The organism is Kitasatospora sp. NPDC058048, assembly GCF_042885555.1.
Taxonomy (GTDB): Bacteria; Actinomycetota; Actinomycetes; order Streptomycetales; family Streptomycetaceae; genus Kitasatospora; species Kitasatospora lactacystinica.
The window spans coordinates 176,365-200,630 of record NZ_JBHVRT010000014.1; the positions used below are offsets into that span (position 1 = coordinate 176,365).

19 protein-coding genes are annotated in these 24,266 nt (G+C 72.6%); 8 read left to right on the plus strand and 11 right to left on the minus strand.

What is annotated here, in order from left to right:
- Positions 1-312 precede the first annotated feature (312 nt).
- Both ACFVVA_RS17325 and ACFVVA_RS17330 read right to left on the minus strand, forming a co-directional pair.
- Positions 313-1,908: a serine/threonine-protein kinase gene (locus ACFVVA_RS17325; RefSeq protein ID WP_387690343.1), complete on the minus strand. Its 1,596-nt coding sequence runs from the start codon at positions 1,906-1,908 to the stop codon at positions 313-315.
- A gap of 208 nt (positions 1,909-2,116) precedes the next feature.
- Positions 2,117-3,364: a Rieske 2Fe-2S domain-containing protein gene (locus tag ACFVVA_RS17330; protein ID WP_387690345.1), complete on the minus strand. Its 1,248-nt coding sequence runs from the start codon at positions 3,362-3,364 to the stop codon at positions 2,117-2,119.
- Between the two features lie 773 nt (positions 3,365-4,137).
- On the opposite strand from ACFVVA_RS17330, the gene ACFVVA_RS17335 reads away from it, so the two are divergent.
- The 5 genes from ACFVVA_RS17335 (at position 4,138) to ACFVVA_RS17355 (ending at position 9,891) form a co-directional block, all read left to right on the plus strand.
- Positions 4,138-4,974: an NmrA family transcriptional regulator gene (locus ACFVVA_RS17335; protein WP_387690347.1), complete on the plus strand. Its 837-nt coding sequence runs from the start codon at positions 4,138-4,140 to the stop codon at positions 4,972-4,974.
- 83 nt (positions 4,975-5,057) lie between these two features.
- Positions 5,058-5,705 carry a hemerythrin domain-containing protein gene (locus tag ACFVVA_RS17340; RefSeq protein WP_387690349.1) on the plus strand — a complete coding sequence of 216 codons (648 nt, stop codon included), beginning with the start codon at positions 5,058-5,060 and terminating at the stop codon, positions 5,703-5,705.
- A 292-nt stretch (positions 5,706-5,997) separates the two neighbouring features.
- On the plus strand, positions 5,998-6,525 hold the full coding sequence (locus ACFVVA_RS17345) for a DUF1772 domain-containing protein (RefSeq protein WP_387690351.1): 528 nt from the start codon (positions 5,998-6,000) through the stop codon (positions 6,523-6,525).
- Between the two features lie 289 nt (positions 6,526-6,814).
- Positions 6,815-7,198 (plus strand): hypothetical protein, encoded by a 384-nt coding sequence (locus ACFVVA_RS17350; protein WP_359915173.1) that lies wholly within the window; start codon positions 6,815-6,817, stop codon positions 7,196-7,198.
- Positions 7,199-7,494: 296 nt separating this feature from the next.
- Positions 7,495-9,891, plus strand: coding sequence for a lamin tail domain-containing protein (locus tag ACFVVA_RS17355; protein ID WP_387690353.1), 2,397 nt, complete (start codon positions 7,495-7,497; stop codon positions 9,889-9,891).
- 70 nt (positions 9,892-9,961) lie between these two features.
- On the opposite strand, the gene ACFVVA_RS17360 is transcribed toward ACFVVA_RS17355, so the two are convergent.
- From ACFVVA_RS17360 to ACFVVA_RS17375, 4 genes are all read right to left on the minus strand, one after another.
- Complete coding sequence (locus tag ACFVVA_RS17360) at positions 9,962-10,564, minus strand: hypothetical protein (protein WP_387690355.1); 603 nt, start codon at positions 10,562-10,564, stop codon at positions 9,962-9,964.
- A 291-nt stretch (positions 10,565-10,855) separates the two neighbouring features.
- A complete protein-coding gene (locus ACFVVA_RS17365; protein WP_387690357.1) occupies positions 10,856-12,163 on the minus strand; it encodes a M64 family metallopeptidase in 1,308 nt (435 codons plus the stop codon).
- Positions 12,164-12,231: 68 nt separating this feature from the next.
- Entirely contained in the window at positions 12,232-12,600 is a 369-nt protein-coding gene (locus ACFVVA_RS17370) for a hypothetical protein (RefSeq protein ID WP_387690359.1), read from the minus strand.
- A gap of 83 nt (positions 12,601-12,683) precedes the next feature.
- Positions 12,684-13,202, minus strand: coding sequence for a MarR family winged helix-turn-helix transcriptional regulator (locus ACFVVA_RS17375; protein ID WP_387690361.1), 519 nt, complete (start codon positions 13,200-13,202; stop codon positions 12,684-12,686).
- 172 nt (positions 13,203-13,374) lie between these two features.
- Between ACFVVA_RS17375 and ACFVVA_RS17380 the strand changes: the two genes are divergently transcribed.
- A complete protein-coding gene (locus tag ACFVVA_RS17380; RefSeq protein WP_387690362.1) occupies positions 13,375-14,598 on the plus strand; it encodes an FAD-dependent monooxygenase in 1,224 nt (407 codons plus the stop codon).
- Positions 14,599-14,667: 69 nt separating this feature from the next.
- Here the strand turns inward: ACFVVA_RS17380 and ACFVVA_RS17385 are convergent, their stop codons facing one another.
- Positions 14,668-15,822, minus strand: a complete 1,155-nt coding sequence (locus ACFVVA_RS17385; protein WP_387690364.1) for a serine hydrolase domain-containing protein — start codon at positions 15,820-15,822, stop codon at positions 14,668-14,670.
- A 193-nt stretch (positions 15,823-16,015) separates the two neighbouring features.
- Here ACFVVA_RS17385 and ACFVVA_RS17390 point away from each other — a divergent pair, with 193 nt between their 5' ends.
- Both ACFVVA_RS17390 and ACFVVA_RS17395 read left to right on the plus strand, forming a co-directional pair.
- Positions 16,016-17,185 (plus strand): histidine kinase, encoded by a 1,170-nt coding sequence (locus ACFVVA_RS17390; RefSeq protein WP_387690366.1) that lies wholly within the window; start codon positions 16,016-16,018, stop codon positions 17,183-17,185.
- Entirely contained in the window at positions 17,173-17,817 is a 645-nt protein-coding gene (locus ACFVVA_RS17395) for a response regulator (RefSeq protein ID WP_387690368.1), read from the plus strand. Before ACFVVA_RS17390 ends, ACFVVA_RS17395 begins: the two co-directional genes overlap by 13 nt.
- Before the next feature lie 188 nt (positions 17,818-18,005).
- On the opposite strand, the gene ACFVVA_RS17400 is transcribed toward ACFVVA_RS17395, so the two are convergent.
- The 4 genes from ACFVVA_RS17400 to ACFVVA_RS17415 form a co-directional block, all read right to left on the minus strand.
- On the minus strand, positions 18,006-20,609 hold the full coding sequence (locus ACFVVA_RS17400; RefSeq protein WP_387690370.1) for a collagenase: 2,604 nt from the start codon (positions 20,607-20,609) through the stop codon (positions 18,006-18,008).
- Positions 20,610-21,843: 1,234 nt separating this feature from the next.
- Entirely contained in the window at positions 21,844-22,392 is a 549-nt protein-coding gene (locus ACFVVA_RS17405) for a SixA phosphatase family protein (RefSeq protein ID WP_387690372.1), read from the minus strand.
- Between the two features lie 509 nt (positions 22,393-22,901).
- A complete protein-coding gene (locus ACFVVA_RS17410) occupies positions 22,902-23,426 on the minus strand; it encodes a hypothetical protein (protein WP_387690374.1) in 525 nt (174 codons plus the stop codon).
- A 753-nt stretch (positions 23,427-24,179) separates the two neighbouring features.
- Positions 24,180-24,266, minus strand: an 87-nt coding sequence (locus ACFVVA_RS17415; protein WP_387690391.1) for a hypothetical protein, incomplete at its 5' end; no start/stop codon positions are given.

Genomic DNA, 24,266 nt, shown 5'->3' on the forward strand with positions numbered 1-24,266 from the left:
GTCGGGGACTCGTTGAGCCGGTGACGCGTGAGGGCGGGGACTCGTTGCCGCGGGGACCGGTGGATGCGGGGACCCGGTGGAGGGAGCGGTGTGCCGCGGGGACGGCAACCTCGTTCGTGCGGAAGGGCGTTCGAGTCAGCGGGATGGTGGGGTGGACGCGTCGCACCCTAGTTGCGCCCGGCGGTGGTGGCCGGATTCCTCAAGTGCCCGTCGAGCGGGGTTCCGGGCGCTCTGGTGGCGGCTTCCGGCGGACGGCAGCGGCGGGGCGGCCCCCGGGAGTGGGAGCCGCCCCGCCGTGAGTGGAACCGGGGGCTACTTCCTGCGCAGGTCCCCCGAGAAGCCGCCGACCAGCAGGTGCAGGCTGCCGTCCGGATTGCGGGTGTACACCTGGTCGTACGGGACGGCGGCGCAGCCGCTGAGCGTGCTCATCGGGGCGGTGCGCAGCACCACCCGGTCCGCGGTGGCCTGGACCAGGTTGGCGGTCGCGTCGCAGTAGCGGGTGCCCGCTCCCTCGTTGTTGTGGATCTGCGCGACCGGGTCGTTGGTCCGGCCCTGGGCGATGGTGATCGAGAAGTCCGGCTTGACGAAGGTCTGTTGGCTGCCCAGGTCGCCCTGCCAGGAGCCGAGGAAGGCGGCCGGGATCTCGCCGCCCGGCGTCGGGGCGGCGGAGGTGGGGGCTGGCGGGGTGCTGCCGGAGCCGGAGCCGGTGCCGTCGGTGTCGTTGCCGCGCACGGCCAGGGCCACCGCGGTGCCGGCCGCCGCGACGGCCAGGACGGCGGCGACCAGCAGCACGCCGGGGTTGGGCCGGCCGCGGGTCGGCTGCGGCGGTGGCGCGTACGGGGGCCGGTACGGCGGGGGCCGCGTCGGGGAGTACGGCGTCGGCGTGCCCGGGGGCGTGGGCGGTCCGGGGGCCGGCGTCCCCGGGGTCGGCCCGGCCCCGGCGTGCCACGGCTCCGCCGGGCCGAACTGCCCGGTGGGAGCGCCGGGCCGGGCCGGAGAGTCACTGTCCAGGTCCAGCAGTTCGACCGCGAGCGCGGCCAGTGCGGCGGCGATCGCGGGCGGCAGCCAGTCCCGTCGCTCCAGCCGCTCGCCCGCCGTCGGGTCGGCGGCCGTCAGCCGCTCGCGCAGCTGGGCGGGAGAGGGCCGGCGGGCCGGGTCCTTGGCCAGGCACGCTGTCAGCAGGGCGTGCAACTCCCGGTCGGCCACGTCGAGTTCCGGCTCCTCGTGGAGGACCCGGTAGAGCAGGACGGGCGCGCTCACCCCCGAGCCGAACGGCGCGGTGCCGGTGGCGGCGTGGGCGAGTACGGCGCCGAGCGAGAAGACGTCCGAGGCGGGCCCGGCGCTGCGCCCCTCGGCCTGCTCGGGGGAGAGGTAGCCCGGGGAGCCGACCACGAAGCCGGACCGGGTGAGCGCGGTCGCCGCGTCCAGTGCCCGGGTGATCCCGAAGTCGATCAGGCGCGGGCCGTCCAGCGCCAGCAGCACGTTCGACGGCTTGACGTCCCGGTGCACCAGCCCCTGGGTGTGCACGGCCTGCAGCGCCTCGGCGAGCCCCGCCCCGAGCGAGCGGACGGCGGCGACGGGCAGCGGGCCGAACTCCCGCACGGCGGCGGCCAGCGAGGGCCCGGCGACGTACCCGGTGGCCACCCACGGCTGGGCGCCCTCGGTGTCCGCGTCCAGGACCGGGGCCGTCCAGCGGCCGCCGACCCGCCGGGCGGCGGCCACCTCGTTGCGGAACCGCACCCGGAACTCCCGGTCCGCCGCGAACTGTTCGTGCACCAGCTTGACCGCCACCGTGCGGCCGCCCGCCGTCCGGCCCAGGTACACCCGGCCCATTCCGCCCGCACCGAGTCTCCGCAGCAGGCGGTACTCGCCCACCTGCCGCGGATCCCCGTCCCCCAGTGCCTCCACGCCGACTCTCCCCTCGCCGCGCCCGTCCGTACTCCACGCCAGACGGTACCGCCGGGACGGGCGGTTCCGGTTCGGGCCGATGGCCGCGGAACGAGTGCGGCGAGCCGTTGCGGGCAGCGGGAACGGGGCGGACGCGGCGAGCGGGTGGAAGCGCGGGTGCGGGTGCGGGTGCGGGTGCGGGTGCGGGTGCGGGGCGGCCGGGGCCGGCTCAGCTCCGGACGGCTCCACTGGGTGCCTTGCCGGAGGACTCCGCCGGGGTGCGGTCCGCGGCGGCCCCGCCGTGGCCGTCCGTGCTGTGCCCGTCAGTGCCCTGCTCGTTCAGGGCCTGCCCGTTCGCGCCCTGCCCGTTCGGCTCGTGTCCGTGGGGGGCGTCGTGCCCGTTCCGGGAGGCGAGCGAGGCCGGCCCCGGCAGGTGCGCCTGGTGGTCCGGCGGGTAGAACTGCCGGGCCCAGTGCCGCATCGCGCCGATCGGCCCGTCGCCCTGGGCGAGCCGGGGCGGGGAGACGTACCGCTTGGTGGACCAGATCGGGAAGTCCGCCGAGGTGAACTCCAGGTTGCGCCGGAACATCGGGCCCGCCAGGAGCCTGGTCACCATCCGGCTGACCGTCCGGGCGACGGCCGGCGGCAGCCCGGACGGCTCCGCCATCACGAAGCGGCTCGCCTGCCGCAGCTGCATCCGGCCGGGGGCGACCTGGGTGGCCATGACCAGTGAGCAGATCTCCAGGCCGAGCGAGGGCGTGTGGACGTCGGTGTGCAGGGCGGTGAGGCCGTACCCGTCCACCTCGACGTGGACCTCGCGCATTCCGAGCAGCGGGAAGGTCTCCCGGACCAGCATCGAGATGTGGAAGCCGGTGCCGTCGAACTCCACCGGTGCCGCCAGCTCGCCCTCGGGCCAGCCGTGCAGGGTGACGAAGTGGCCGAGGTCGAAGGAGTTCTCCATGACGTCCTGGGCGTAGCCGGGCATCTCGAAGGAGGCGTACCGCAGCGGCTGCCGTCCGTCGCCGAGCCGGTGCCAGGCGGGGATCTCCCAGTCCGGCTCCCGGCCGTCGTGGTGGCGCCAGACGAAGACCGCCTCGTTCACCTCGCGCACCGGCAGCTGCGTCAGCGCGGCCTTGGGCGTCTGGGTGCCGTACCCGGTGCGTACGCAGTGGCCGTCGGCGTCGAAGGCGAAGCGGTGGAACGGGCAGACCAGGTCGTTGCCCTCGACCGTGGCCAGGCCGAGGTGGGCGCCCAGGTGCGGGCAGTAGGGGCGGATCGCGCGGAGGCGGCCGTTGCGCAGCCGGTACAGCACGACGTCCTCGCCCGCGAGCTGGCGGGTGAGTACGGTGCCGGGCTTGAGCTCGGCGGAGAAGGCGAGTGCGGACCAGCCGTCGGGATAGGGCAGCGCCGGTGGCAGGGCGACGTCGGCCGCGGTCGGGCGGTTGCTGACGGGGTGGACGTGCTTGGACACGCGCATGAAGTCTCCTGTCGGTCTGTCCGGCGCCGCCCCTCCCAGGCGATTAGCGCTCGAACAGAATGGAATTCAGATGCTATCCACGGAACGGGAGCCCGTGCACGGACAATGCCCTTAAGCAGCAACAAGTCTGATGATTCATCAGGTGATGGCGTTCAAGGATTCGATAGGTTCCGGGGACCCGCCCGGCTCGGGGGGCGGGCGTGTTCGAGCACCTCGGCGGGGCTCCGGCGGCGAGCGAGGGCCGAGCGGGGGCCGGGCAGCGGCCGAGCGGGTCGAACGGGAAGGCGGACGGCGCCCGGACCGGAGCCGGGCCGTCGGCAGCGGGCGGCATCCCTTCGGGCCCGTACCTCGGGACGATCGGTGCCGGCGACGGATTCCGCGGTCCCGGGCTCGGGGTTCTCCTTTCCGGTCACCCCGCGAATTCCCCGCCGGCCCGATTCCGGCCGCCGTGCGCGGTGCTTCCCGCCGCGCGGTCGAAGAAGGGTCGAGAGGCGCTGGAAAGAGCTTTCAGGCGGGGGTGCGGTGTGTTGTGGTGGGTGCCGGGGAGCCCGGGCCGAGGCTGGTTCGACGACCGCGGGCGGGCAGAGCACCGCTGGTCGGTGGCGCATCGGTGGCGTAGACGCTCGCGCATGGAGCTGAGAGCGGCGGCTATGGATCGTCCGGGCAGGGGGGATTTGAATGGTGCCACGACGACGAACCGATCGGGCGCAACCGGCGCCCTCGAAGATCGGTCTCCGGTGTTTCCTCCGAGTCTTGGAATGAGGGTGTTCGTGATGGCTGGTGCGGTGGATCTCGCGGTCGAGTCCGGTGTGGTGCTGGTGGTCGGTGGGACGGGGAAGACGGGTCGTCGGGTGGCGGACCGGTTGGTGGCGCGGGGTTACGGGGTGCGGGTGGGGTCGCGTTCGGGTGCGGTGCCGTTCGACTGGCACGACGAGGGGACGTGGGAGGGGGCGTTGGAGGGGGTGAGTGCGGCGTATCTGACGTACTACCCGGATCTGGCGTTCCCGGGTGCGGTGGAGGCGGTGGGGGCGTTCTCGCGGTTGGCGGCGGAGCGCGGGGTGGGGCGGTTGGTGCTGCTGTCGGGGCGTGGTGAGGAGGCCGCGGAGGCGGGGGAGAAGGCGGTGATGGAGTCGGGGGCCGCGTGGACGGTGGTGCGGTGCGCGTGGTTCGACCAGAACTTCAGCGAGTCGTTCTTCCTGGAGCCGGTGCTGGCGGGGGTGTTGGCGTTGCCGGTGGGTGGGGCGGTGGAGCCGTTCGTGGACGTGGAGGACATCGCGGACGTGGCGGTGGCGGCGTTGACGGAGGCGGGGCACGCGGGGGAGGTGTACGAGGTGACGGGGCCGCGGCTGCTGTCGTTCGCGGACGTGGCGGTGGAGTTGTCGGGGGCGACGGGGCGTGAGGTGCGGTTCGAGGCGGTCTCGGAGGAGGTGTACCGGGGGGTGCTGGAGGCGGCGGGGCTGCCGGCGGACTTCGCGGAGCTGTTCTCGGTGATCCTGGACGGCCGCAACGCCTCGCTGGGCGACGGTGTGCGGCGGGCGTTGGGGCGTGAGCCGCGGGACTTCACCGACTACGCCCGCGAGGCCGCCGCCTCCGGCGTGTGGAACGCGTGAGCCGACCCGTCCGGGCGGCTCCGACCGGCCGCCTGCGGGCGGGCGTTGGTCGATAAATCCGAACGGACTCTGGAGGTCTGGTCATGACGGACGGTACGACGATCTGGTCGACCGAGCACGGGCTCCGCGCCCTGCCCGAGCAGCTCAAGGGCTTCGGCCTGATGCACGTCGCGATGCGCCGGGACGCGGCACGGCTGACCGCCGTGGCGCAGCGCGGCGCGGCGGGCTCCTCCGCGGCGCTCGCGGAGTGGTTCGGGCGGCTGCGCTCGGTGATCGACTGGCACCACCACAGCGAGGACGAGATCCTCTGGCCGTACCTGCGCGGCCGGGTGGCGGGCTTCGACGGCAGCGGGGTCCTGGAGGAGGACCACGAGGCGCTGGACGCCTCGATGCGGCGGGTGGCCGGGGTGCTGGGCTCCGGCCTGCGGGCCGAACTCCCCGAGGCTGCCCGGGCGTTCGAGAGCCTGGTGCGCGAGCACCTGCGGCACGAGGAGCCGGTGGTCTTCCCGGCGCTGGCCGGCCTGTCGGTGGACGAGTACCTGCGGGTCGAGCGCCGGATCATCGGGAGCGCGCCGACCCAGGTGATGACCTACCTCCAGCCCTGGATGTTCGACGGCGCGGACGCGGCCTCGGTCCGGGCGGTCTCGGCGACCATCCCGGCCCCGGTGCGGCTGCTCGGGCGGACGGTCCTGGACCGGCGGTACCGGCGCGGCCTGGACCCGGTGCTCTGACGAGGCCGGGAACCTCGCCCCTCGGACCCTGACCCGGTCCCGGTCCCGGTCCCGGTCCCGGGCGCGGCTCCGCGGCACGCGCCACCGCGGCGCGTGCCCTGCCGGGGAACCGGGTTCCGGTTGTCGCGGTTTCGTTGCGCGGCTCGCCGCACGGTGGGCGGTGTCGAGTGTTCCACGTTCGCCGGCGCCGCACTGCGCGGAGCCGGAAGAGTGAGAGGGTCCTGGGATGCGTTCGGATCAGACCGCGGTTCCGCTGTCGTACACGGCGCCGTCGACCATCGGGGGTGTGGGGATGGGGAGTTCCGTGCAGAGCGTCGGACAGAGCAGGGCCGCGGGTCCGCTGCTGGTGGGTGCCACCGTCGCGATGGGCCTGATGGCCGGGCTGTTCTTCGCCTTCGACGTGTCGGTGATGCCGGGCCTGGCGGCCGGGGACGACCGTACCTACGTGACGGCGATGCAGCACATCAACAAGTCGATCGAGAACGGGCTGTTCGGCCTGGTCTTCGTCGGCGCCTTCGCGGCGACCGGCCTGGCGGCCTGGCTGCTGCACAAGGCCGGCCGGCGCCGGGCGGCGCTGTGGGCGGCCCTGGCGACGGCGCTGTACGTGGTGGCGCTGATCGTCACCATGGGCGTCAACATCCCGCTCAACAACGAGCTGGCGGCGGCCGGCGACCCGTCGCAGATCCACGACTTCGCCGCCGTGCGGGCCAGGTTCGCGGACAGCTGGGTGCCGGCGAACATGCTCCGCACCGCGCTCTGCACCGGCGGGCTGCTCGCCCTGACCCGCTCCCTGGTGCTGAACGGCCGCGGCGGCCGCTGAGCCACGCCCGTCCCGCGTACCGCCGCTGTGCCCGTCCGCCTCGTGCGGGCGGGCACACGCGCGTTCCCGGGCCGTGCGACCGCCCCTGCCCACGGGCCGTCGGACCCGATCGGTGCGCGGGGGCGTGCGCCGGTGCGCCGGGTCGGTGCGTTCTCCCAATTCAGTTGGTGAGACCCCGAGTTGGCGAACCGACCGGATGTGGTGGAGCATAGGCCGGGCCCGGTCTGTTGCGGTGCGCTTGCGCCGCGGCCGAGGCGCCGTTCGACTGCTGGGGGAGGAGGCGGTTCCGGTGAATCCGGCGGAACGTCCGTTTCTGGTCCGGGGGAAGGCGGTCCCTCTGGCCAGATACCTGGCGGAGGCGGACATCGAGGGCCTGGTGGCCTGCTCGTGCATCGGGAACGAAGTCAGCATCGACCTCGCGGACACCAGGATCCTGGTGAGCCTGGTCGATGTCGCCGACGTGGTGCGGCTCAACTTCGACATGGTCCAGGACGGCCCGGCCAAGCCCCGCTCCTGGTCGCGCCGGCTGCCCGCCGGCACCGGCCCGCGCGAGATCGCGTCCCGGATAGCGCTGGACGTGCGGGCCCTGGAACGCGAACTCGCGCCGCTGCGGCTGCGCCCGCCCCGGGCGACGCCGACGGTGACGCCGCCGCGGCAGCACCGTCCGGGCTGACCACCCGGCGGGCGGGAATCGGCCCGGGTCCGGCGGCGGTGGCGCTGCCGGGCCCGGGCTCCGTGCTGTCCCGGTCGGGCCGGAGGCGCCGTGGGGAGCGGAAGTCGCCTCCGGCCATCCGGAGTTCGCCCTCCCACTTGTCGCGCGTAGAAACGTTCTTCCGCCGTACGTCTGGCCGTTGCCCGATGCGCCCGGTAGGGATCTGGTGGCGCTGTTAGAACCGCAGCGCCCGACCTTTCTTGTCCGTGGTCACACCGCCGGGCCACGAGCCCGGACGGTGGTCAGGAGGAAGCCTCATGCGGAGCACCTTGAACCCCCGGATCACCCCGGGAGCGGCGCGAGTGCGGCGCCGGACGTCGGCGGCGGCCTCCGCCGCGGCCGTGGTGGCGGCGCTGGTGGCGCTGCCCGGCGGCGTGGCGCAGGCGGCCTCGCCCGACATCGTGATCAGCCAGGTGTACGGCGGCGGCGGCAACTCCGGTGCCCCGTACGCCAACGACTTCGTCGAGCTGTACAACCGCGGCACCACGCCGGTGTCGGTCACCGGCTGGACGGTGCAGTACGCCTCGGCCACCGGGTCCAGCTGGTCGCGGACCACCCTCTCCGGGACGATCGCGCCCGGCCACTACTTCCTCGTCCAGGAGGCCGCCGGGGCCGGCACCGGCGCCGCGCTGCCGACGGCGGACGCCACCGGCACGATCGCGATGTCCGCGACCTCCGGCAAGATCGCCCTCGTCACCAACGGCACGGTGCTGACCTGCTCCACCGGCTGCGCGACCCAGGCCGGGGTGAAGGACTTCGTCGGCTACGGCACCAGCGCCGGCTCCGCCGAGGGCTCGCCGACCGGCAACCTGTCGAACGGCACCGCGGCCCTGCGCACGGGCGGCGGCGCCACCGACACCGACAACAACGCGACGGACTTCGCGATCGGCTCGCCCGCGCCGCGCAACTCCTCCACCGGCGGGGGCGGAAACCCCGGCGGCACCCGCATCCACGACATCCAGGGCGCCGCCCGGGTCTCCCCGCTGGCCGGCAGCGCGGTCAGCGCCGTGCCCGGCGTGGTGACGGCCGTCGGCCCCAACGGCTTCTGGTACCAGGACCCGCAGCCCGACAACGACCCCGGCACCAGCGAGGGCATCTACGTCTACACCTCCGGCGCGCCCTCGGTCGCGGTCGGCGACTCGGTCACGGTGAGCGCCACCGTCAGCCAGTTCCGCCCGGGCGGCACCGGCGGCACCACCAACCTGTCGATCACCGAACTGACCGCGCCCGCCGTCACGGTGGTCGCCCACAACGCGCCGCTGCCCGCCGCCACCCTGGTCGGTCAGGGCGGGCGGGTGCCCCCGTCCGCGGTCATCTCCGGCGTCACCTCCGGCGACGTCGAGACCGCGGGGAACTACCAGCCCGCCACCGACGGCCTGGACTTCTGGGAGTCCCTGGAGGGCATGCGGGTCGAGATCGACGACGCGGCCGTGGTCGGTCCGACCAACAAGTACGGCGAGCTCCCCGTCGTCCCGCAGGGCAGCGGCACCCGCACCAACCGGGGCGGCATCCTGCTGCAGGCGAACGACGGCAACCCGGAGCGGGTCGTCCTCGGGAAGGCGCTCGCCCCCACCCCGACCGCCAACGTCGGCGACACCCTGACCGGCGCCACCGTCGGCGTGCTCGACTACGCCTTCGGCAACTTCACCCTCCAGGTCACCGCGACCCCGACGGTCACCCCCGGCACCACCACCCCCGAGGTCACCGCCGCGCCGACGGCCGGCCAGCTCGCCGTCGCGACCTTCAACGTGGAGAACCTCGCCCCGTCCGACCCGCAGAGCAAGTTCGACGGCCTCGCGGCGGGCATCGTCACCAACCTGCGCTCGCCCGACCTGGTCGCCCTGGAGGAGATCCAGGACAACAGCGGCGCCACCAGCGACGGCACGGTGAGCGCCACCCAGACCCTGGCCAAGCTCACCGCGGCCGTCACCGCGGCCGGCGGGCCCTCCTACTCCTACCGCGAGATCGACCCGGTGGACGGCCAGGACGGCGGGCAGCCCGGCGGCAACATCCGCCAGGTCTTCCTGTACCGCACCGACCGCGGCCTCTCCTTCACCGACCGCCCCGGCGCCGGCTCCACCACCGCCGACTCCGTGGTGAACGCGGGCGGCACGCCGCAGCTGGCGTACTCGCCCGGACGGATCGACCCGGCCAACGCGGCGTTCAACTCCAGCCGCAAGCCGCTGGCCGGTGAGTTCCGCTGGAACGGCAAGCCGGTCTTCGTGATCGCCAACCACTTCAACTCCAAGGGCGGCGACCAGCCCCTCTTCGGCCGCTACCAGCAGCCGGCCCACCCCTCGGAGAGCCAGCGCCACGACCAGGCGACCGTGGTGAAGGACTTCACCGACCGGATCCTGGCCGTGGACCCGAAGGCCTCGGTCATCGTGCTCGGCGACCTCAACGACTTCGAGTTCTCGCAGACCGCCGACATCCTCACCGCCGGCGGCTCGCTCACCGACCTGCCGCGCACCCTGCCGCTGCCCGAGCGCTACACCTACGTGTACGAGGGCAACTCGCAGGTGCTGGACCACATCCTGATCTCCGGCGCGCTCGCGGCCACCGCGTACAGCTACGACATCGTGCACATCAACAGCGAGTTCAGCACGCAGCTCAGCGACCACGACCCGCAGGTGGTGCGGATCCCGCTGCCGTAGCGGGCCCGACGAACGGTGCCGGTCTCCCCGCGGTTCGGGGAGACCGGCACCGTTCGTCGGGGCGGGAACGCTAGCCGAGCAGCAGGAACTTGGTGGACGGGGTGTTCCGGTAGGTGCTGCAGTCGGTGTTCTGGGTGGTCGTGCTGTACGTGAAGCCGTAGGGGACGTCACAGGCCCAGAGGCCGCTGTACGGCTTGCGGAGGTGGAAGGCGTTGGACTGGCCGCCGCCCGTGGTGAGGTTGCAGGCGGTGCCCCAGACGAGGTAGTCGTAGGTGAACTCCGGGGTGCCCATGCAGGCGACCAGGCCGTCGACCGGCTTGCGCAGGTGGTACTGGTTGGACTGCACGCCGCTGATCTGGCTGCAGGCAAGACCCCAGGTGATGTTGTCGTAGACGAAGCCGGGCGTGCTCCGACAGGCCGTCAGGCCGTCGTAGGGGGTCCGCAGGTGGAACTGCGGTGAGTTCCAGCTGCCGCCGCCGCTGCAGCTGCGGTTCATCGACACCTGGTCGTAGACGTACCCGGCCGGGACCTCGCAGGCCCAGGAGCCGTCGAGGCCGGTGGTGGTGGCCTTCGCGGGGGTCGCGCCGACCGCGCCCGAGAGCAGGAGGGCGAGGGCGGCCAGTGCGGCGAGCAGCAGGCGGGCGAAGCGGGTGTGCGCGTGTGCGGTGGGCATGGTTCTCCCAGGGTCGTGGCCGGACACGGAGTCCGGCGCGGGAACAACGGGACATGCGGTACCGTGCGGGCCGACAACGGGAGTTGCGGCCCGCCGAAGGTTTTAGCACGGTGTCGTCACGGCTGCCTCACGAACCGCTCAACTCGGGTGGATGTTGTGAAGCCCTGACCGGAACCCCGCCCGTCCGGAACCCCGCGCCGACGGAACCCCGCCCCGACCCCTTGAGTTCCAGGGGCCGGGGCGGGGTTCCGTCTGGTGCCGGTCCGGTCGAACGGCAGGTCAGGACTCGTCTCAGCGTGTGACCACCCAGGACAGGCTCGCGGTCAGCTTCGCGCGCAGCGCCGGGTCCGCGACGGCCGGGGTCGGGTCGGTGGCGACGGCGGTGAGGGTGTGCGGCCGGGAGCGCGGCCCGGTCAGCTTGAGCTCGGCCAGGTCCAGCGCGGTGCGGCCGCTCAGCCGGGGCAGCTCGCGCCCGTCCAGGTACCAGCGGAGCCGGGTGGCGGGCACCGGCAGGTCGACGGTGAGGCGGTCCGCGGGGGTGAGACGACTGCCGCCGGGGGTGGGGCTGGTGAGCGGGGTGGCGTGGCGGTAGAAGCCCGCGATCATCGCTTCACGCCCGGGCAGGTTGAACTCGCGTCCGAGCGAGCGCATGATCGAGTTCTCCGTCGGCCGGTAGAGCCCGGTGGGGTAGTAGCCGCCGCCCTCGTACGTGCCGACCGTGCCGCCGTCCGGCGAGGCCTGTCCCAGCCAGCGCGACCACTTGGTGCCCTGGCCGCGCATCCGGTCGGCGGTCAGGGTGCTGATGTTGGCCTCGGCGGGTTCGTCGCCCTGGTACGTCCCCTGGCCGTCGTAGGCGTACTCGTCGGCCAGCTTGCCCAGCGAGTGCCCGGTCTCGTGCACCGCGATCTGCCCGGACTTCGCATTGCTGCCCGCCACGGTGGCGATGCCCTCGTAGCCGACCGAGGACTTGACGTCGTTGTAGCCGGCGCCGCCGTACTTGGCGGTGTTGGCCACCACGAGCACCAGGTCCGCCTGCGGGGCCTTCGCCGCGTACGACTCGACGGCCTTCTCGTCGACGCAGAGCAGCCGCTCCACGCCGTCGCACCAGAAGTACGAGCCCAGCGCGGTGTGCCGCACCGTCGCCCGGTCCGGGTCCCCGGTCACGCCCGACTCGGGGGAAACGGTGTTCACCGTCCAGACGTTGAACAGTGAGCGGTAGGTGGCGTAGGGCTCGACGGAGGTCATCTCGCGCCACTTCTGGTCCGCGTCCGCACGGAACTTGTCCTGCTCCTGCGCCGTGTACCCGTCGCCGATCACCACCACGTCCAGCTTGGTGGCCGGTTCGCCGTTGTGGACCAGTGCCGTGACCTCGCCGTCCCCCTGCACGGGTGCCAGGCCCTGGGGGTGGCCGGCGAGGTAGGGGGAGGCGGCCGGAGCCTGGGCGCGGGAGATGCCGCCGTCCTCGGCGAACACCTCCACCTGACGGGTCGGCGGGGTGCCGTCCGCGGGGCGGCTCCAGGCCGGTGCGGCCCCCAGCACCGTTCCGGCGAGTACGGTGGCGAGCAGGGCGGTGGTGGTCCTGAGGGTGGTGCGGTGCACGGGTGTCCTTCCGGAGGTGCGGTCTCTGGCCAGCCCCCTTCCCATGTCGATAACCTGACAATCATTTGTCATGCCGGATAGTCGGCCGAGCGATGGAGGTGCTCGCGTCCGTCCGCGTCGGTGAACTCGATCTCGAAGGACAGGCCCGCCTCCGCCAGCGCCGCGAGAAGGACGCCGATCCGGTCGGGGTCCACGAACCCGGTGAACGTCACGGGCTCCAGCGGCAGGAGCTCCAGCTCGGCGAACGCGTTCTCCACCTCGAACTCGGTCCACCCCGACCGCCGGACCCGCCACCCGGCGGTGCGGAAGCGCGCGGCCGCCCGTCCCGCGTCCGCCGCCGAGGGCAGCGATCCCCGGACGTTGTTGGCGAGTTCGATGCGGGCCAGGGCGTCGGGGTCCAGGCGCGGCCCGTCCGTTCCGGCGGAGGAGAAGTCCATGCCGGACGGTACCAGCCCGGTGGGAACGCCGTTCCGGGGGACTCGGGGGACGGGTCCGCGCAGTGGCGGGCGGGGGCGGAGCCTCAGCTCTCCTCGTCGTCGAGGTCGTCGAGGTCGTCGAGCCCGGAGAGCCGGGCCGTCACGTCGTCGGCGAAGCGGGCCAGGAGACGGGTGAGGTCGTCGCGGTCCTGGCGGGGCCAGTCGGCGAGGGTGTCGGTGAACCAGCCGAGCAGGAAGGCGAGATAGCGGTCGGTGGCCTCGGCTCCGGCGCCGGTGGGTTCGATGAGGCGGGCCCGGGCGTCGTGCGGGTCGGGGATGCGGCGGGCGAGGCCGCGCTTTTCCAGGACCTGGACCTGGCGGGTGATGTGCGGGCCCACGACCTGCATCCGCTCGGCGATCTCGCCGATCCGCAAGGGCTTGCCGGCCGTGCGCAGGGTGACGAGCACGCCCACCGCGGCGCGGTCGCGGCCCAGTCCGGCGTCCTCGGCGGCACGCTCGACGAGCCGGCCCCGGTTGAGGGCGGCGCCGAGGCGGCTGATCCGGGTCAGCGCGGAGAGGAGGTCGGGGCGCGGACCGTCCGGTGCGGGGGCCTCGGCGGACATGGACGCCTCCATTTGCCTACCTAAGTTAGGTATCTGTATCGTGGGGGGTGGCCGCCGCCCGCGAGGGCGACGTATGGCCTCCATAAAGATACCTGAGGTACGTATCTTTTGCTCGTCCGGTGCGTACCACCGACGTGCCGGCGGGGACAGCCCGCCGGGGGAAATGAGAGCCATGAACACCGTGTCACGCCCCGCCCGTCGCGTCCTGATCTCCGGAGCAAGCATCGCGGGCCCCGCGCTCGCGTACTGGCTCGACCGGTACGGCTTCGAGGTGACCGTCGTCGAGAAGGCCGCTGCCGTACGCGGAGGCGGCTACGCCATCGACATCCGCGGCACCGCCCGCGAGGTCGTGCGGCGCATGGGACTGCTCCCGCGCCTGCGCGCCGCCCACGTCGACAGCCGGCGGATCACCTTCATCGATCCCGCCGGGCGGAGCATCGGCTCGCTGCGCCCGGAACAGCTGACCGGCGGCGAGGCCGGCCTCGACCTGGAGGTCCGGCGCGGGGACCTGGCCTACGCCCTCCAGGAACTGCTGGGCGACCGGGTCGAGTTCCTCTTCGGGGACTCGATCGCCGCCCTGGACGACGACGGGAACGCCGTCCACGTGCTGTTCGACAGCGGCGCCCGCCGGACCTTCGACCTCGTGCTCGGCGCGGACGGCCTGCACTCGAACACGCGCCGGCTGGTGTTCGGCCCCGAGGAGCCCTTCCATCGCTACCTCGGCCACGTCTTCGCCGGCTTCACCCTCCCGAACGAGTTCGGTCTCGCGCGTGAGGCGGTCATCTGGAGCGAGGTCGGGCGCGGCGCGGTCCTCAACGCGCACGCGCCCGCCGACCGGGTCCACGGATTCCTCACCTTCACCCGCGACATCCCGCCCTTCGAGGCCTTCCGCGACCCGCGGGCCCAGCGCGAACTGGTTGCCGCCCGCTTCCCGGACCGGGCCTGGCACGTTCCCCGCCTCGTCGAGGCGATGCGGGACGCCGACGACCTCTTCTTCGACATCGTCAGCCAGATCCACCTGCCGGCCTGGTCGCGCGGGCGGGTGGCCCTCGCGGGCGACGCCGCGCACGCCACCTCCTTCCTGTCCGGCCAGGGGTCGAGCGTCGCCCTGGTCGGCGCGTACGTCCTGGCCGGCGAACTGGCCACCCACCCCGACCACAGCGCCGCCTTCGCGGCCTACGAGCGCCGGATGCGCCCCTTCGCCGAACGCAACCAGGCGCTGGCCACCAGCGGTGGCACCGCGGTGACACCGACCACGCGGGAACAACTGGAGGCCCGCAACGCCCTGGTGCGCGATCCGGAGTCCGTCGGGAAGGAGCTGGCGACGGGGCGCGCGCAGGCGGGCCGGGCCGCGCACTCGGACCTGCGGCTGCCGGAGTACGCCGGGGCGCTGTGACGCCCCGGCGCGCCCTCGAACCTGTCCGCAGGCCTGTCCTCAAGCGGGCCGTTCGCGGCGCGGCGGGGCTCACCGCTCTTGGCGGCCGCCCGCCTTCGGACTCGTGCACAGCGCGTCGTCGACCAGCCTGTTCTCCGCCTCCGCCACCCGCAGGACGTCCCCGTCGGTGGCGGCCTGGACGCCCGACAGCGAGACCGTGACGCCGCGCCGGCCGTCGGCGGTGACGCCGGTGGTGCTGATCCACCCGGCGTCACCGCCCTCGTGGCCCCAGTACTCCCCGCCGCAGGACAGCCGGCGCGAGAAGATCCCCAGCCCGGCCCGGGCGCCCGGCATGAACCGCTCGAACTTCTCGCTGACCTCGACGGTCCGGGTCATCTCCGCCAGCTGCTCCGGTGCCAGGAGCCGGCCGCCGAGCAGGGCGCCGAAAAACCGGTCGAGGTCGGCGGTGGTGGAGACGAGCCCGGCCTCGCCGTTGGTGCCCGAGCCGATCTGCTCGGTGACGTCCACGAACGGCTCGCCGGCCGCGAACCTCTGGTAGGTCTCGGCGTGCGGCCGGGGCAGGGTGGGCGACGTGCCCGGGTGGAAGGTGTGATCGAGGCCCAGTGGCCGGACGATCCGGTCCCTCACCTCCTCGTGCCAGAGGTGCCCGGTGACCCGCTCGATGATCATCCCGAGCAGGACGTAACCGGTGTTGCTGTAGTTCCAGCCCGTGTCGGGGTCGAAGTCCGGGCGGTGGGCCATCGCCCGGGCGACGATCTGCTCGGGTGTGTACGCGTCCGACCGGTGCTCCTGGAAGTCCTCCGCCGAGGTGTAGTCCGGGTAGTCGTCATGGATGCCGCTGGTGTGCTGGAGCAGCTGGCGGACAGTGATCGCGCGACCGTCGTTGCCGTTTCCGGACACCACGCCGGGCAGCCACCGATCGACCGGGTCGTCCAGGGAGAGCCTGTTCTCGCCGGCGAGCTGCAGGGTCACGGTGGCGACGAACGTCTTGGTGATGCTGGCGATCCTGAAGTAGCCGTTCCGGGGCACCGGCCGGCGTCCCGTCAGATCGGCGACGCCGCCGGCGGCGGTCAGGTTCCGGCCGTCGGAGGTGACCACGCGGGCCTGGACTCCGGTGGCGCCGACCGCGATGAGCGCGTCGGCGTCGCGCTGGAGCCGGATCCGGAGCCGGTCGTCGTGCTGCGGGGCGGCCGGCGCCGAGGGCGCACCGGTGGAAAGGGTCACGGCCGCGACGGCGGCCAGCGTGACGTTCCGTCGGACGGATCGGTGATGCCGCCGCGGGGCACGAATCGGTGAAGTCGTCATGGGCGTTGACGCTAGGTCGGGTGGGGAGGCCGGACGATACCGCTCACCCGTCTGAAAAGAGGGTAGTGGGCTGTAATGCCAGGCCCGGCCCCCATGGTCCAGACTGGTGCGGATGAAGCACCATGGGGCCGGTCGGCTTTCGGAGATGTGGCGCGGTCTGGGCTACCTGTTGGGGAGCCTGTTCACCGCTGCGGTCGCCGTGCTGGCGCTGCCCGTACTCGCCGTCCCGGTCACGGCCCGCTCCTGGGCGTCCTGGCATCGCCGCCGCGCCGACCGGCTGCTGGGCTCTCCGCGCTCCGGCCCGGTCCGGGTCGGCCCGTGGCGGGTCCTCGGCTGGCTCTGCGCCTGCACCGTGACCGCCCTGGCGTTCGGCCTCGTCCTGCTGCTGTGCGCCGGCAACGCCGTGACCACGGCCGTCACGGTGCCCCTGTGGTGGGCGCTGCCCGCCGGCACCCGGGCGGGCGGCTTCGCCGCCGGTGTCCCCCTGACCGGGTGGGGCACGGCGCTGACCCTCGGGACCGCACAAGCCGTCGCCTTCGCGGCCCTGACCTACTGGCTGGCTCCCCGGCTGGCCCGCCTGCACGCCCGGACCTGCGTCGCGCTGCTGTCCCCCTCGACCGCCGCGCGGCTGGCACAGCGGGTGGAGACCCTGACCGAGACGCGGGCACACGCCATGACCGCGCACGGCGCGGAACTCCGCCGGATCGAACGCGACCTGCACGACGGCACCCAGGCCCGGCTGGTGGCCATCGCGATGCGGCTGGGCGTGGCCCGGGAGCTGCTGAGCGACGACCCCCGGCTGGTGGCCGGGCTCCTGGAGGAGGCGCACGAGAACACCGAGGAGGCCATGACGGAGCTGAGGGCGGTGATCCGGACGATCTACCCGCCGATCCTCGCCGACCGCGGCCTCGCCGGGGCGCTGACCGCGCTGGCCTCCCGATCGGCGATCGACACCACCCTCGACATCGGCTCCGGTGGCTCCGGCGACCTCGACACGGTCCCCGCCGCGGTCGAGGCCGTCGCCTACTTCACGATCGCCGAGGCGCTCACCAACGCCGCCAAGCACAGTCGGGCCACCCGGACCGCCGTCCGCGTCGCACGCGACGGCGACCGGCTGGCGATCGAGGTCACCGACGACGGCGTCGGCGGCGCCGACGAGACGCTGGGCACCGGCATCACCGGAATCCGCCACCGCGTCTTGGCGCTCGACGGCACCGTCCACCTCCACAGCCCCGGCGGTGGCCCGACCACGATCACCGTGAGCCTGCCGTGCGCGTCGTGATCGCCGAGGACAACGTCCTGCTGGCCAACGGGCTGGAACTCCTGCTGACCGCCACGGGCTTCGAGGTCGCCGCGATCGCCCCGGACGCCCCCGGCTTCGTCGCCGCCGTCACCGAACACCGCCCGGACGTCGCCATCGTCGACGTACGGCTGCCGCCCGGCTTCCGCGACGAAGGCATCCACGCCGCGATCCGCGTCCGCCGCCTGCACCCCGGCCTGCCCGTGCTCGTCCTCTCCCAGTACGTCGAGCAGCAGTACGCCGGCGAGCTGATCTCCGACGGCCGCGGCGGCGTCGGCTACCTCCTCAAGGACCGGGTGAGCCGGGTGAGCGAGTTCACCGACGCACTGCGGCGGGTCGCCGCCGGCGGCACCGTCATGGACCCCGAGGTGATCGGCCAGCTCCTCACCCGGCCCGCCCGCGACCCGATCGCCGCCCTCACGCCGCGCGAACGCGAGGTCCTCGCCCTGATGGCCGAAGGGAAGGACAACACCACCATCGCCACCCGACTCGTCATCACCGACAACGCCGTCCACAAGCACATCGGCCACATCTTCGCCAAGCTCGGCCTCTCGCCGGCCGACAGCGGCCACCGCCGCGTCCTCGCCGTCCTCACCTACCTCAGCCGCCGCTGAGGAGCCCGCCCGCCCGGCCGGTCGTCCCGCACGCCGTCCCGCACGCCGTCCCGTCCGTCGGCCCGGTGGAACGCCCATCCGGAACGCCTGGCCGGACCGCCCGTCCGAAACGCCCACGCGAAACGCCCACGCGGAACGCCCGGCCGGGAAGCCCGGCCGAGCGCTCCGCTCAGGTGTGTGGGTCGGGGTCAGAACTGGGTGCTGACCGTGACGCCGCTGAAGTCGGTGACGGCGTACAGGCTGAGGTAGCGGTAGCCGGCGGTGGGGTTGGTGACGGTGAGGGACTGGGTGGTGCCGGTGCCGGTGGAGGAGGCGGTGAAGGCCTTCGGCGAGGCCCAGGTGTCCGCGTTGTAGTAGAGGTGCGCGGTGCCGGTGCCGCCGGAGGTGGTGACCTTCAGCGTGGTCGTTCCGGCCGGCAGGTAGACGTACAGGTAGTCGAGGTTGCCGGCGGTCGCGGCGCGGCCGCCGCGGGAGCAGTTCCGGCCCATCGCGTCGGCGCGCTGCTCGGTGCAGGCCGGCAGGACGACCGGGGCGGCGGTCACGGTGACGGTGGCCGGGGTGGTGGAGATCCGGCCGGTGTCGTCGGTGGTGGTCAGGGCGACGGTGTAGCTGCCGGCCGCCGCGTAGGTGTGGCTCGGGTTGCGCTCGTCCGAGGAGGTGCCGTCGCCGAAGGTCCAGTGCCAGGCGGTGATCCGGCCGGAACCGGTCTGCACCGACCGGTCGTTCACGCTGACGGTCGCGCCGTTCACCGAGGTGTCGAACAGGGCGGTCGGGCCGGGGTTGTAGCAGGCGCCGCCGGCGCAGGCGTCGAGCCAGGCGTCGAAGTCGGCGTCGTAGGAGGTGCCGAGGCTGTTGTAGACCGCGTAGCCGCCGGGGTAGTCACCGACGCGGAACCGGGCCAGCATGGCCTGGACGTCGGCCGGGTGCTTCTCCACCATGTACCGGGTGGCCAGGTAGCCCCACGGGTAGACGCGGGTCGAGTCCGAGTTGCCGGGGGTGCTCTGGAAGAGGGTGCTGAGCTTGTAGGTGTGCTTGGCGGCCTGCGCCATCGCGTCGGTGTCGGTGGCGCCGCGGTAGCTGTGCGAGACGTACTCGGCGAGGCCCTCGACCCACCAGATGTCCGGGACGGACATCTGGGTGCGGTAGTTGCCCTTGAGGTCGTAGATGCTGTCGAGGTAGTGGGTGTACTCGTGGTTGAGGTTCCACACCCGGGCCGGGTCGTTGTTGTTCCAGGTCTTCTGGTACATCACGGTCGCGGCCGGCTTGTTCGGGTCGGTCGCGTCCATGACGGTCTGGCCGCCGTTGTCGGTGTCGTTGCCGAAGATCGCCCACGAGTAGGTGGTGTAGTCGGTCTTGTTGGCGAAGATGCCGAAGGTGACGTTCTGGGCATACTGGTTCGGGATCGGCCCGTTGTCCTTGACCACGCCGTGGAAGAACGCGTCCTGGTTGCGCAGGCTGGCGCAGACGGTGGCCAGTTCCTCGGCCGACAGCGCCTGGGCCTGGATGGTCCGGTTGTCGCAGACCAACTGGTGCGGCAGGACCACCGAGGTGAGCTTGGCGGGCAGGTTGCAGATGTCGTAGTACGAGCACTGGCCGCTGTTGTAGTACGCGGCCTGGACAGCCGTGTGCACGTACAGCGGCGCCGCCGGCGTCAGCAGCGGTGCGGCGTCCAGCACCTTCCTGACCAGTGGCTTGACCACGGCCTCGACGGCGGGGCCGCTCCCGGCCATCCGGGCCAGGTCGTTGCCCGCGTTGGTGTCGAGGACCTCGTTGGGTCCGCCGATCAGGTCCTTGTGGTTGATCGCGAAGTCGGCGAGGGAGACGGCGAGGCTCGGGTCGGCGGCGACCGCCCTGACGAAGTCCTGGTTCGAGTTGCCCCGCCAGAGCGGGTACTGCAGCACGGAGTTGACCGCGCCGACCATCTTCGGGACCGCGTTGTAGGAGTTGTTGTAGTCGTCCAGTATCCGCTTGTAGACGCCCAGGTAGCCGGCCTGGACGTTGGCGCTGTCGGTGAGCCACACCACGTCCCTGAGCACGGTGCCGTTGCCCTCGGTGACGTCGTGCCAGCGGGCGCCGGCGAAGAACGCGTCCAGGGCGGCCCGGACGGCGGTGGTGAGCTCGCCGGTGTACGGGCCGGCCGCGTCGGGGTAGTAGAACTGGATGTAGTAGCCCACCTGCAGGTAGAGCGCCAGCTGCTGGATGCCGGCCGAGTTGTCGCCGGTGTAGCCGGCCGCCAGGTCCTTGAAGGCGGCCGCGACGGACAGCATCCGGGACTGCCGGAAGATGGTCGGGTCGGCGCCACCGCTGCTGTACAGACCCCGGATGCACTCCGGGGTCGAGCTCTTGATGAACGCGACCAGGTCGGCCCCGGTGCGGGCGGCGAAGTCGGCCGGGGCGCAGGACTGCGCGGCGGCAGCGGCCGCGTCCGCGCCGGACAGGGCCTGCGGGGCAAAGGACTTGGGCGCGGCGGGGGCGGCGGTCGCGGCCGTGGCGGCCGTGGTGGCCGGGCCGCCCATGAGGCGCTCGCCGATCAGCGCCGGGGGCAGCGGGGCCGCGGGTGCGGCGGGCTCCTCGGAGCCCGTCGTCGTGCCGGCCGTGGGCGCGGCGGGTGCGGCGGGCGCGTTCGGGTCGGTCTTGGTCGAGGTCGGGTTCGTGGCGGCCGCGGTCAGGGCCGGGCCGGCGGTGACGGCGGCGGGTGCCGCGAAGGCCTGGGCCGGCAGCACGGCGGTGGCCGTGGCACAACAGGCGACGACGCCGGCCGCGAGCGTGGAGAGTCTTGTGCGCAGGAGCACGCCGAGTCCTTCTTCGAGTGGGGGCAGCCCGACGTGGGGTCGGACTGAGTGAAGGAGATGAGGAGATTGGCGTGGATCCTGTCACCGACCGGCCATCAGAACAATGTCACAGGTTATATGGCACATGATTTTCAGCCACCTCGCGCCCACCACGCCCCGGTACATGGCTGACCTGCGACGGTCGGGTCCGGGGCGGCGCAACGGACGGGCGCCGCAGGCCCGGCAGGTCACGAGCCGGGAGATTTGCCCGAGGCCGCCCGGGCCGACGGTCCACCCGGAGTGGCCGATCTCCGCCCCCACCGGGCCGCGGGCCCCTTCACCCCCACTCCGACCGCTCGGCCAGACGGCGATACCACCAGAACTCCGTGCGCCACCGGCGCCGGTGAGCGAAACGGGTCGGGGAGAGTGCGGCGCAGGAACACCGCATCCAGCGGCTTCACGAGTCGGCCGAGCTCGGCGCGCGCCGGCCCCGGCAGTCTCTCCAGGACCTCCTCCAGCACGTCGCGTGCGTGCCTGACGTCCTCGAAGGAACACCCCGAGCACGAGCAGGACGACTCCCGCGGGTACAGCGGACGCCTCCCCGGCGGATGCAGGAACTCGCGGTATCGCCGCACTGCCCGGTCGGTGGCCCCCGGGCGCAGGTAGAAGCCGGCGCTCAGGCGCTCGACCCGGTACACCGCCCGGCTCGCCCCGGCGGAGAGCCCGTGAATCCGGAACGGCGGGGCCGGCCCCCAGATGCGGGGGACCGGTCGCTCAGCGCGCAGCGCGCGTGGACGCCTACGCGGCATCGGCCTTTCGACACATGATCACGGGAGTCATGATGCCAGGTGGGACGCCGCCGCCGCACCCGGCTTCCGGCGACCGTTGGCGACGCGGACGCCCGCGTGAGGTCGCTCCTGGCGGAAGTTCATCATGGATCGTGACGGGCCGTTCCGTCCGATACGCCCGGTCCGTACGTCCGTGACCTGGACGGTGTCCGGACCGATGCGGCGGCACGGGTGGACACCTGGCTGCCACGGGCCAGGTCGCAGGCCCGGCTGGCGCCTCCTGGCGCCCCGCGTGACCGGCAAAATGACCAGCTGAACACCTCATCGGACAGACATCGACCGCCGGATGTCGTCGGCGATGATGTCGCCGGGCGGTCTGGAACCGGTAGACCTTCAGTCGCTGGTGGGGCCGGCCATGATGGTGGCGCGTGGGGGTCGGACGCGCCGACGCCCCGGGGTGCACCGTCTCAACCCTGCGACGGCGTCCAGAACGCGGTGATCCTCGCTGCTCCGGGCCCGATCCTCTGCCAGGAACCGTCGAACTCGAGGACGGCCACGGAGGCGGTCGGGAACCCGGACTCCTCCACCCGCCGCGAGAGGTCGCCGTCGGTCGTACCGACAAGGAGCCGGACCAGCTCGGGCAGGCTCGGATTGTGTCCGACGACGACCAGGTCGCCCACGTCGTCCGAAGTCTCCCGCACCATCGCGACCAGCTCGCCGATTCCCGCTTCTCCCCGATGGATCCCCACACTGAGGTCGTAGAGCCGCTGCTCGTGGACCGTCTCGGAGAGCCGCGGCAACGCGGCGCCCACGCGTTCCCAGGTCTCCCTGGTCCGGCGGGCGCCGGACACCCGCGCGAGATCGGGCGTGATACCGGAACCCGCGAGCCATCGTCCGGTCCGGGACGCCTCCGCCCGCCCCCGCTCGTCGAGACGCCGTTCCTTGTCGACCGCCGTCGCCCGTTCGGCCTGCGCATGACGGATCAGGACGAGCCTCCGGCCGGTACCCACGATCACGTTGACCTCCCCATGTCCGCGGGCCGTGGTGCGGCCCGCGGAATCACTTGATCCTTTGTATCCGCACACTACCCGGCACGGGTGGCAGCAGCGGAGCCACGTGCTTCCCCGGGCCGTCCAGAACAAGATCACCACGCACCCGGACGCCCTGCCGACCAAGATCGCCGAACGCAAGACCTGTGACTCGATTCATTCTGAAGCGATCAGCAAGGTCCCGCGCTGGAGATCCGTCGTCAGTTGTGCGTGAGCATCGGGACCAGGCCAGAACCGGCATCTGGGACTGCAAGGGCTGCCGGACGATGTGTCCGTCCACGCCGCGGACCCACGGTTCACCGACTTCACGCGCCTGGTGCAGGAGACCCCGCGCTGTGCGCTCTCGGTGGCATTGGTACGACCGGGTGCCGGATCGGGGCCGCGTAGACAGCTTCCAGGGTGACCGGCCCCCAAACCATGTGCATCGAACGCTCGGGCGAAAGCCGACCTCCGACGGACACGGCGCCCTCATGCTGTCAGAGAGGGGTGGACGGGGGCGGGATGCGGGCCAGGAGTTCGTGGGCGGCCCGGGTCAGATGTGCGGGAACATCGTCCGGGTATGCGGCGCCGGCGGGGTCCATGAGCGCCACCATCGCATCGACCATGGGTGCCAACTCCTCGCATTTCCCGTAGGCTTCGGCCACATCCTCGACGATGAGTGAGGCGCCCTCGACGGGGTCGAGCCACCCGTCGACGATCTCGGCGGCCCACCAGCGGGCGAGCGCCAGCCGCCCCTCCCAGTAGTCCTCGGGCGAGTGGAAGCCGAAGCCGAGCTCGTCCATCACCTGGTCGAACAGCTCCGGGGCCTTGTCCTCCTCACCGCGAAAGAGCGCGGCGAGGAGGACCAGCGACGGGGTGTCCACGCCGGCGACCAGGACGCGGAGCGCGGCCCGGATCAGAAGATCCGGTTCAGCGCGTCGGCCGTTGACCCACCCGTGGGCGATCTCCCGAAGTTCCTGCACCGCCTCGGCCGCCGTCGCGGGGGCTTCGCTCGTCGTCATGGCGGCATGATGCCACGGCCCTCCGACGGTCGGTCGGCGGATATCACGCGGTCGGGTCCGGCGCCGCCCGTCGGCGAAGCCTTCGTGCGGGTGGCGCAGGGGCGACCGGGGGCTGCCGAGCGGGAGGGCCTTCGGCGTCCGGTCCTCGGGGAAGAGAGCGGCGAGAGGGCCGCCGACCCGTCGCGCTTGAACCACACAGACCTGCGCCCGAACCTGAGGATGGCACGCGGACGCGACTCCAGGTCGATCTTCGGTGTCAGCAACCTTGATCATCTGGCGTCGCGTCGTTCGTTTCTGCTCGGACACCTCACCCCGAAGCTGGTGAACCGTCACGTCCCATCTCCTGAGAACGCATCAGCCCTGCACGGGGCCTGAACCGGTATTCAACTGGGCAGCACCTCTGAACGACACCGTCCTGGACGGAGTTCCACGCCCAGCAATGCTCAGGGCAATTCCAGCGACGACGACGCGGGCTGGGGTGACGAGCAGCGGTCCCGCTGGTGGGTCGTGGGAGTTGGCGCTCGGTTCCCGGAGTGCGCCCAGGATTCGGGCGGACAGCGCGATGAGCCGCAAGCATCTGATCATGCCCGGCTCATTGGCGGCTTTTGCATTGGCTTTTCATTCAATTGGCGGTTCTGGTCATTGGTGCCCGGGCTCCGGCTCGGTTCCACGATCGGTGAACGGTATCCGTGTTTCCGATCCCGGGATTCGTGCTTGATGTTTTCCATTGCGGTGAGTGGAGTGTTTTTGGGGTTAGGGGAAGATGTTGTGGCCGGGGGTGAGGGTGTGGGTGGGGTCGTAGGTGTTTTTGGCGTTGGTGAGGGTGGTCCAGTGGGGGCC

Coding starts and splice junctions, on each gene's coding strand:
- ACFVVA_RS17345 (WP_387690351.1), top strand. CDS start 5,998: ATGGGGAGTTCCGTGCAGAGCGTCGGACAGAGCAGGGCCGCGGGTCCG.
- ACFVVA_RS17360 (WP_387690355.1), bottom strand. CDS start 10,564: ATGCCCACCGCACACGCGCACACCCGCTTCGCCCGCCTGCTGCTCGCC.
- ACFVVA_RS17340 (WP_387690349.1), top strand. CDS start 5,058: ATGACGGACGGTACGACGATCTGGTCGACCGAGCACGGGCTCCGCGCC.
- ACFVVA_RS17375 (WP_387690361.1), bottom strand. CDS start 13,202: ATGTCCGCCGAGGCCCCCGCACCGGACGGTCCGCGCCCCGACCTCCTC.
- ACFVVA_RS17335 (WP_387690347.1), top strand. CDS start 4,138: ATGGCTGGTGCGGTGGATCTCGCGGTCGAGTCCGGTGTGGTGCTGGTG.
- ACFVVA_RS17370 (WP_387690359.1), bottom strand. CDS start 12,600: ATGGACTTCTCCTCCGCCGGAACGGACGGGCCGCGCCTGGACCCCGAC.
- ACFVVA_RS17380 (WP_387690362.1), top strand. CDS start 13,375: ATGAACACCGTGTCACGCCCCGCCCGTCGCGTCCTGATCTCCGGAGCA.
- ACFVVA_RS17390 (WP_387690366.1), top strand. CDS start 16,016: ATGAAGCACCATGGGGCCGGTCGGCTTTCGGAGATGTGGCGCGGTCTG.
- ACFVVA_RS17330 (WP_387690345.1), bottom strand. CDS start 3,364: ATGCGCGTGTCCAAGCACGTCCACCCCGTCAGCAACCGCCCGACCGCG.
- ACFVVA_RS17410 (WP_387690374.1), bottom strand. CDS start 23,426: ATGACGACGAGCGAAGCCCCCGCGACGGCGGCCGAGGCGGTGCAGGAA.
- ACFVVA_RS17355 (WP_387690353.1), top strand. CDS start 7,495: ATGCGGAGCACCTTGAACCCCCGGATCACCCCGGGAGCGGCGCGAGTG.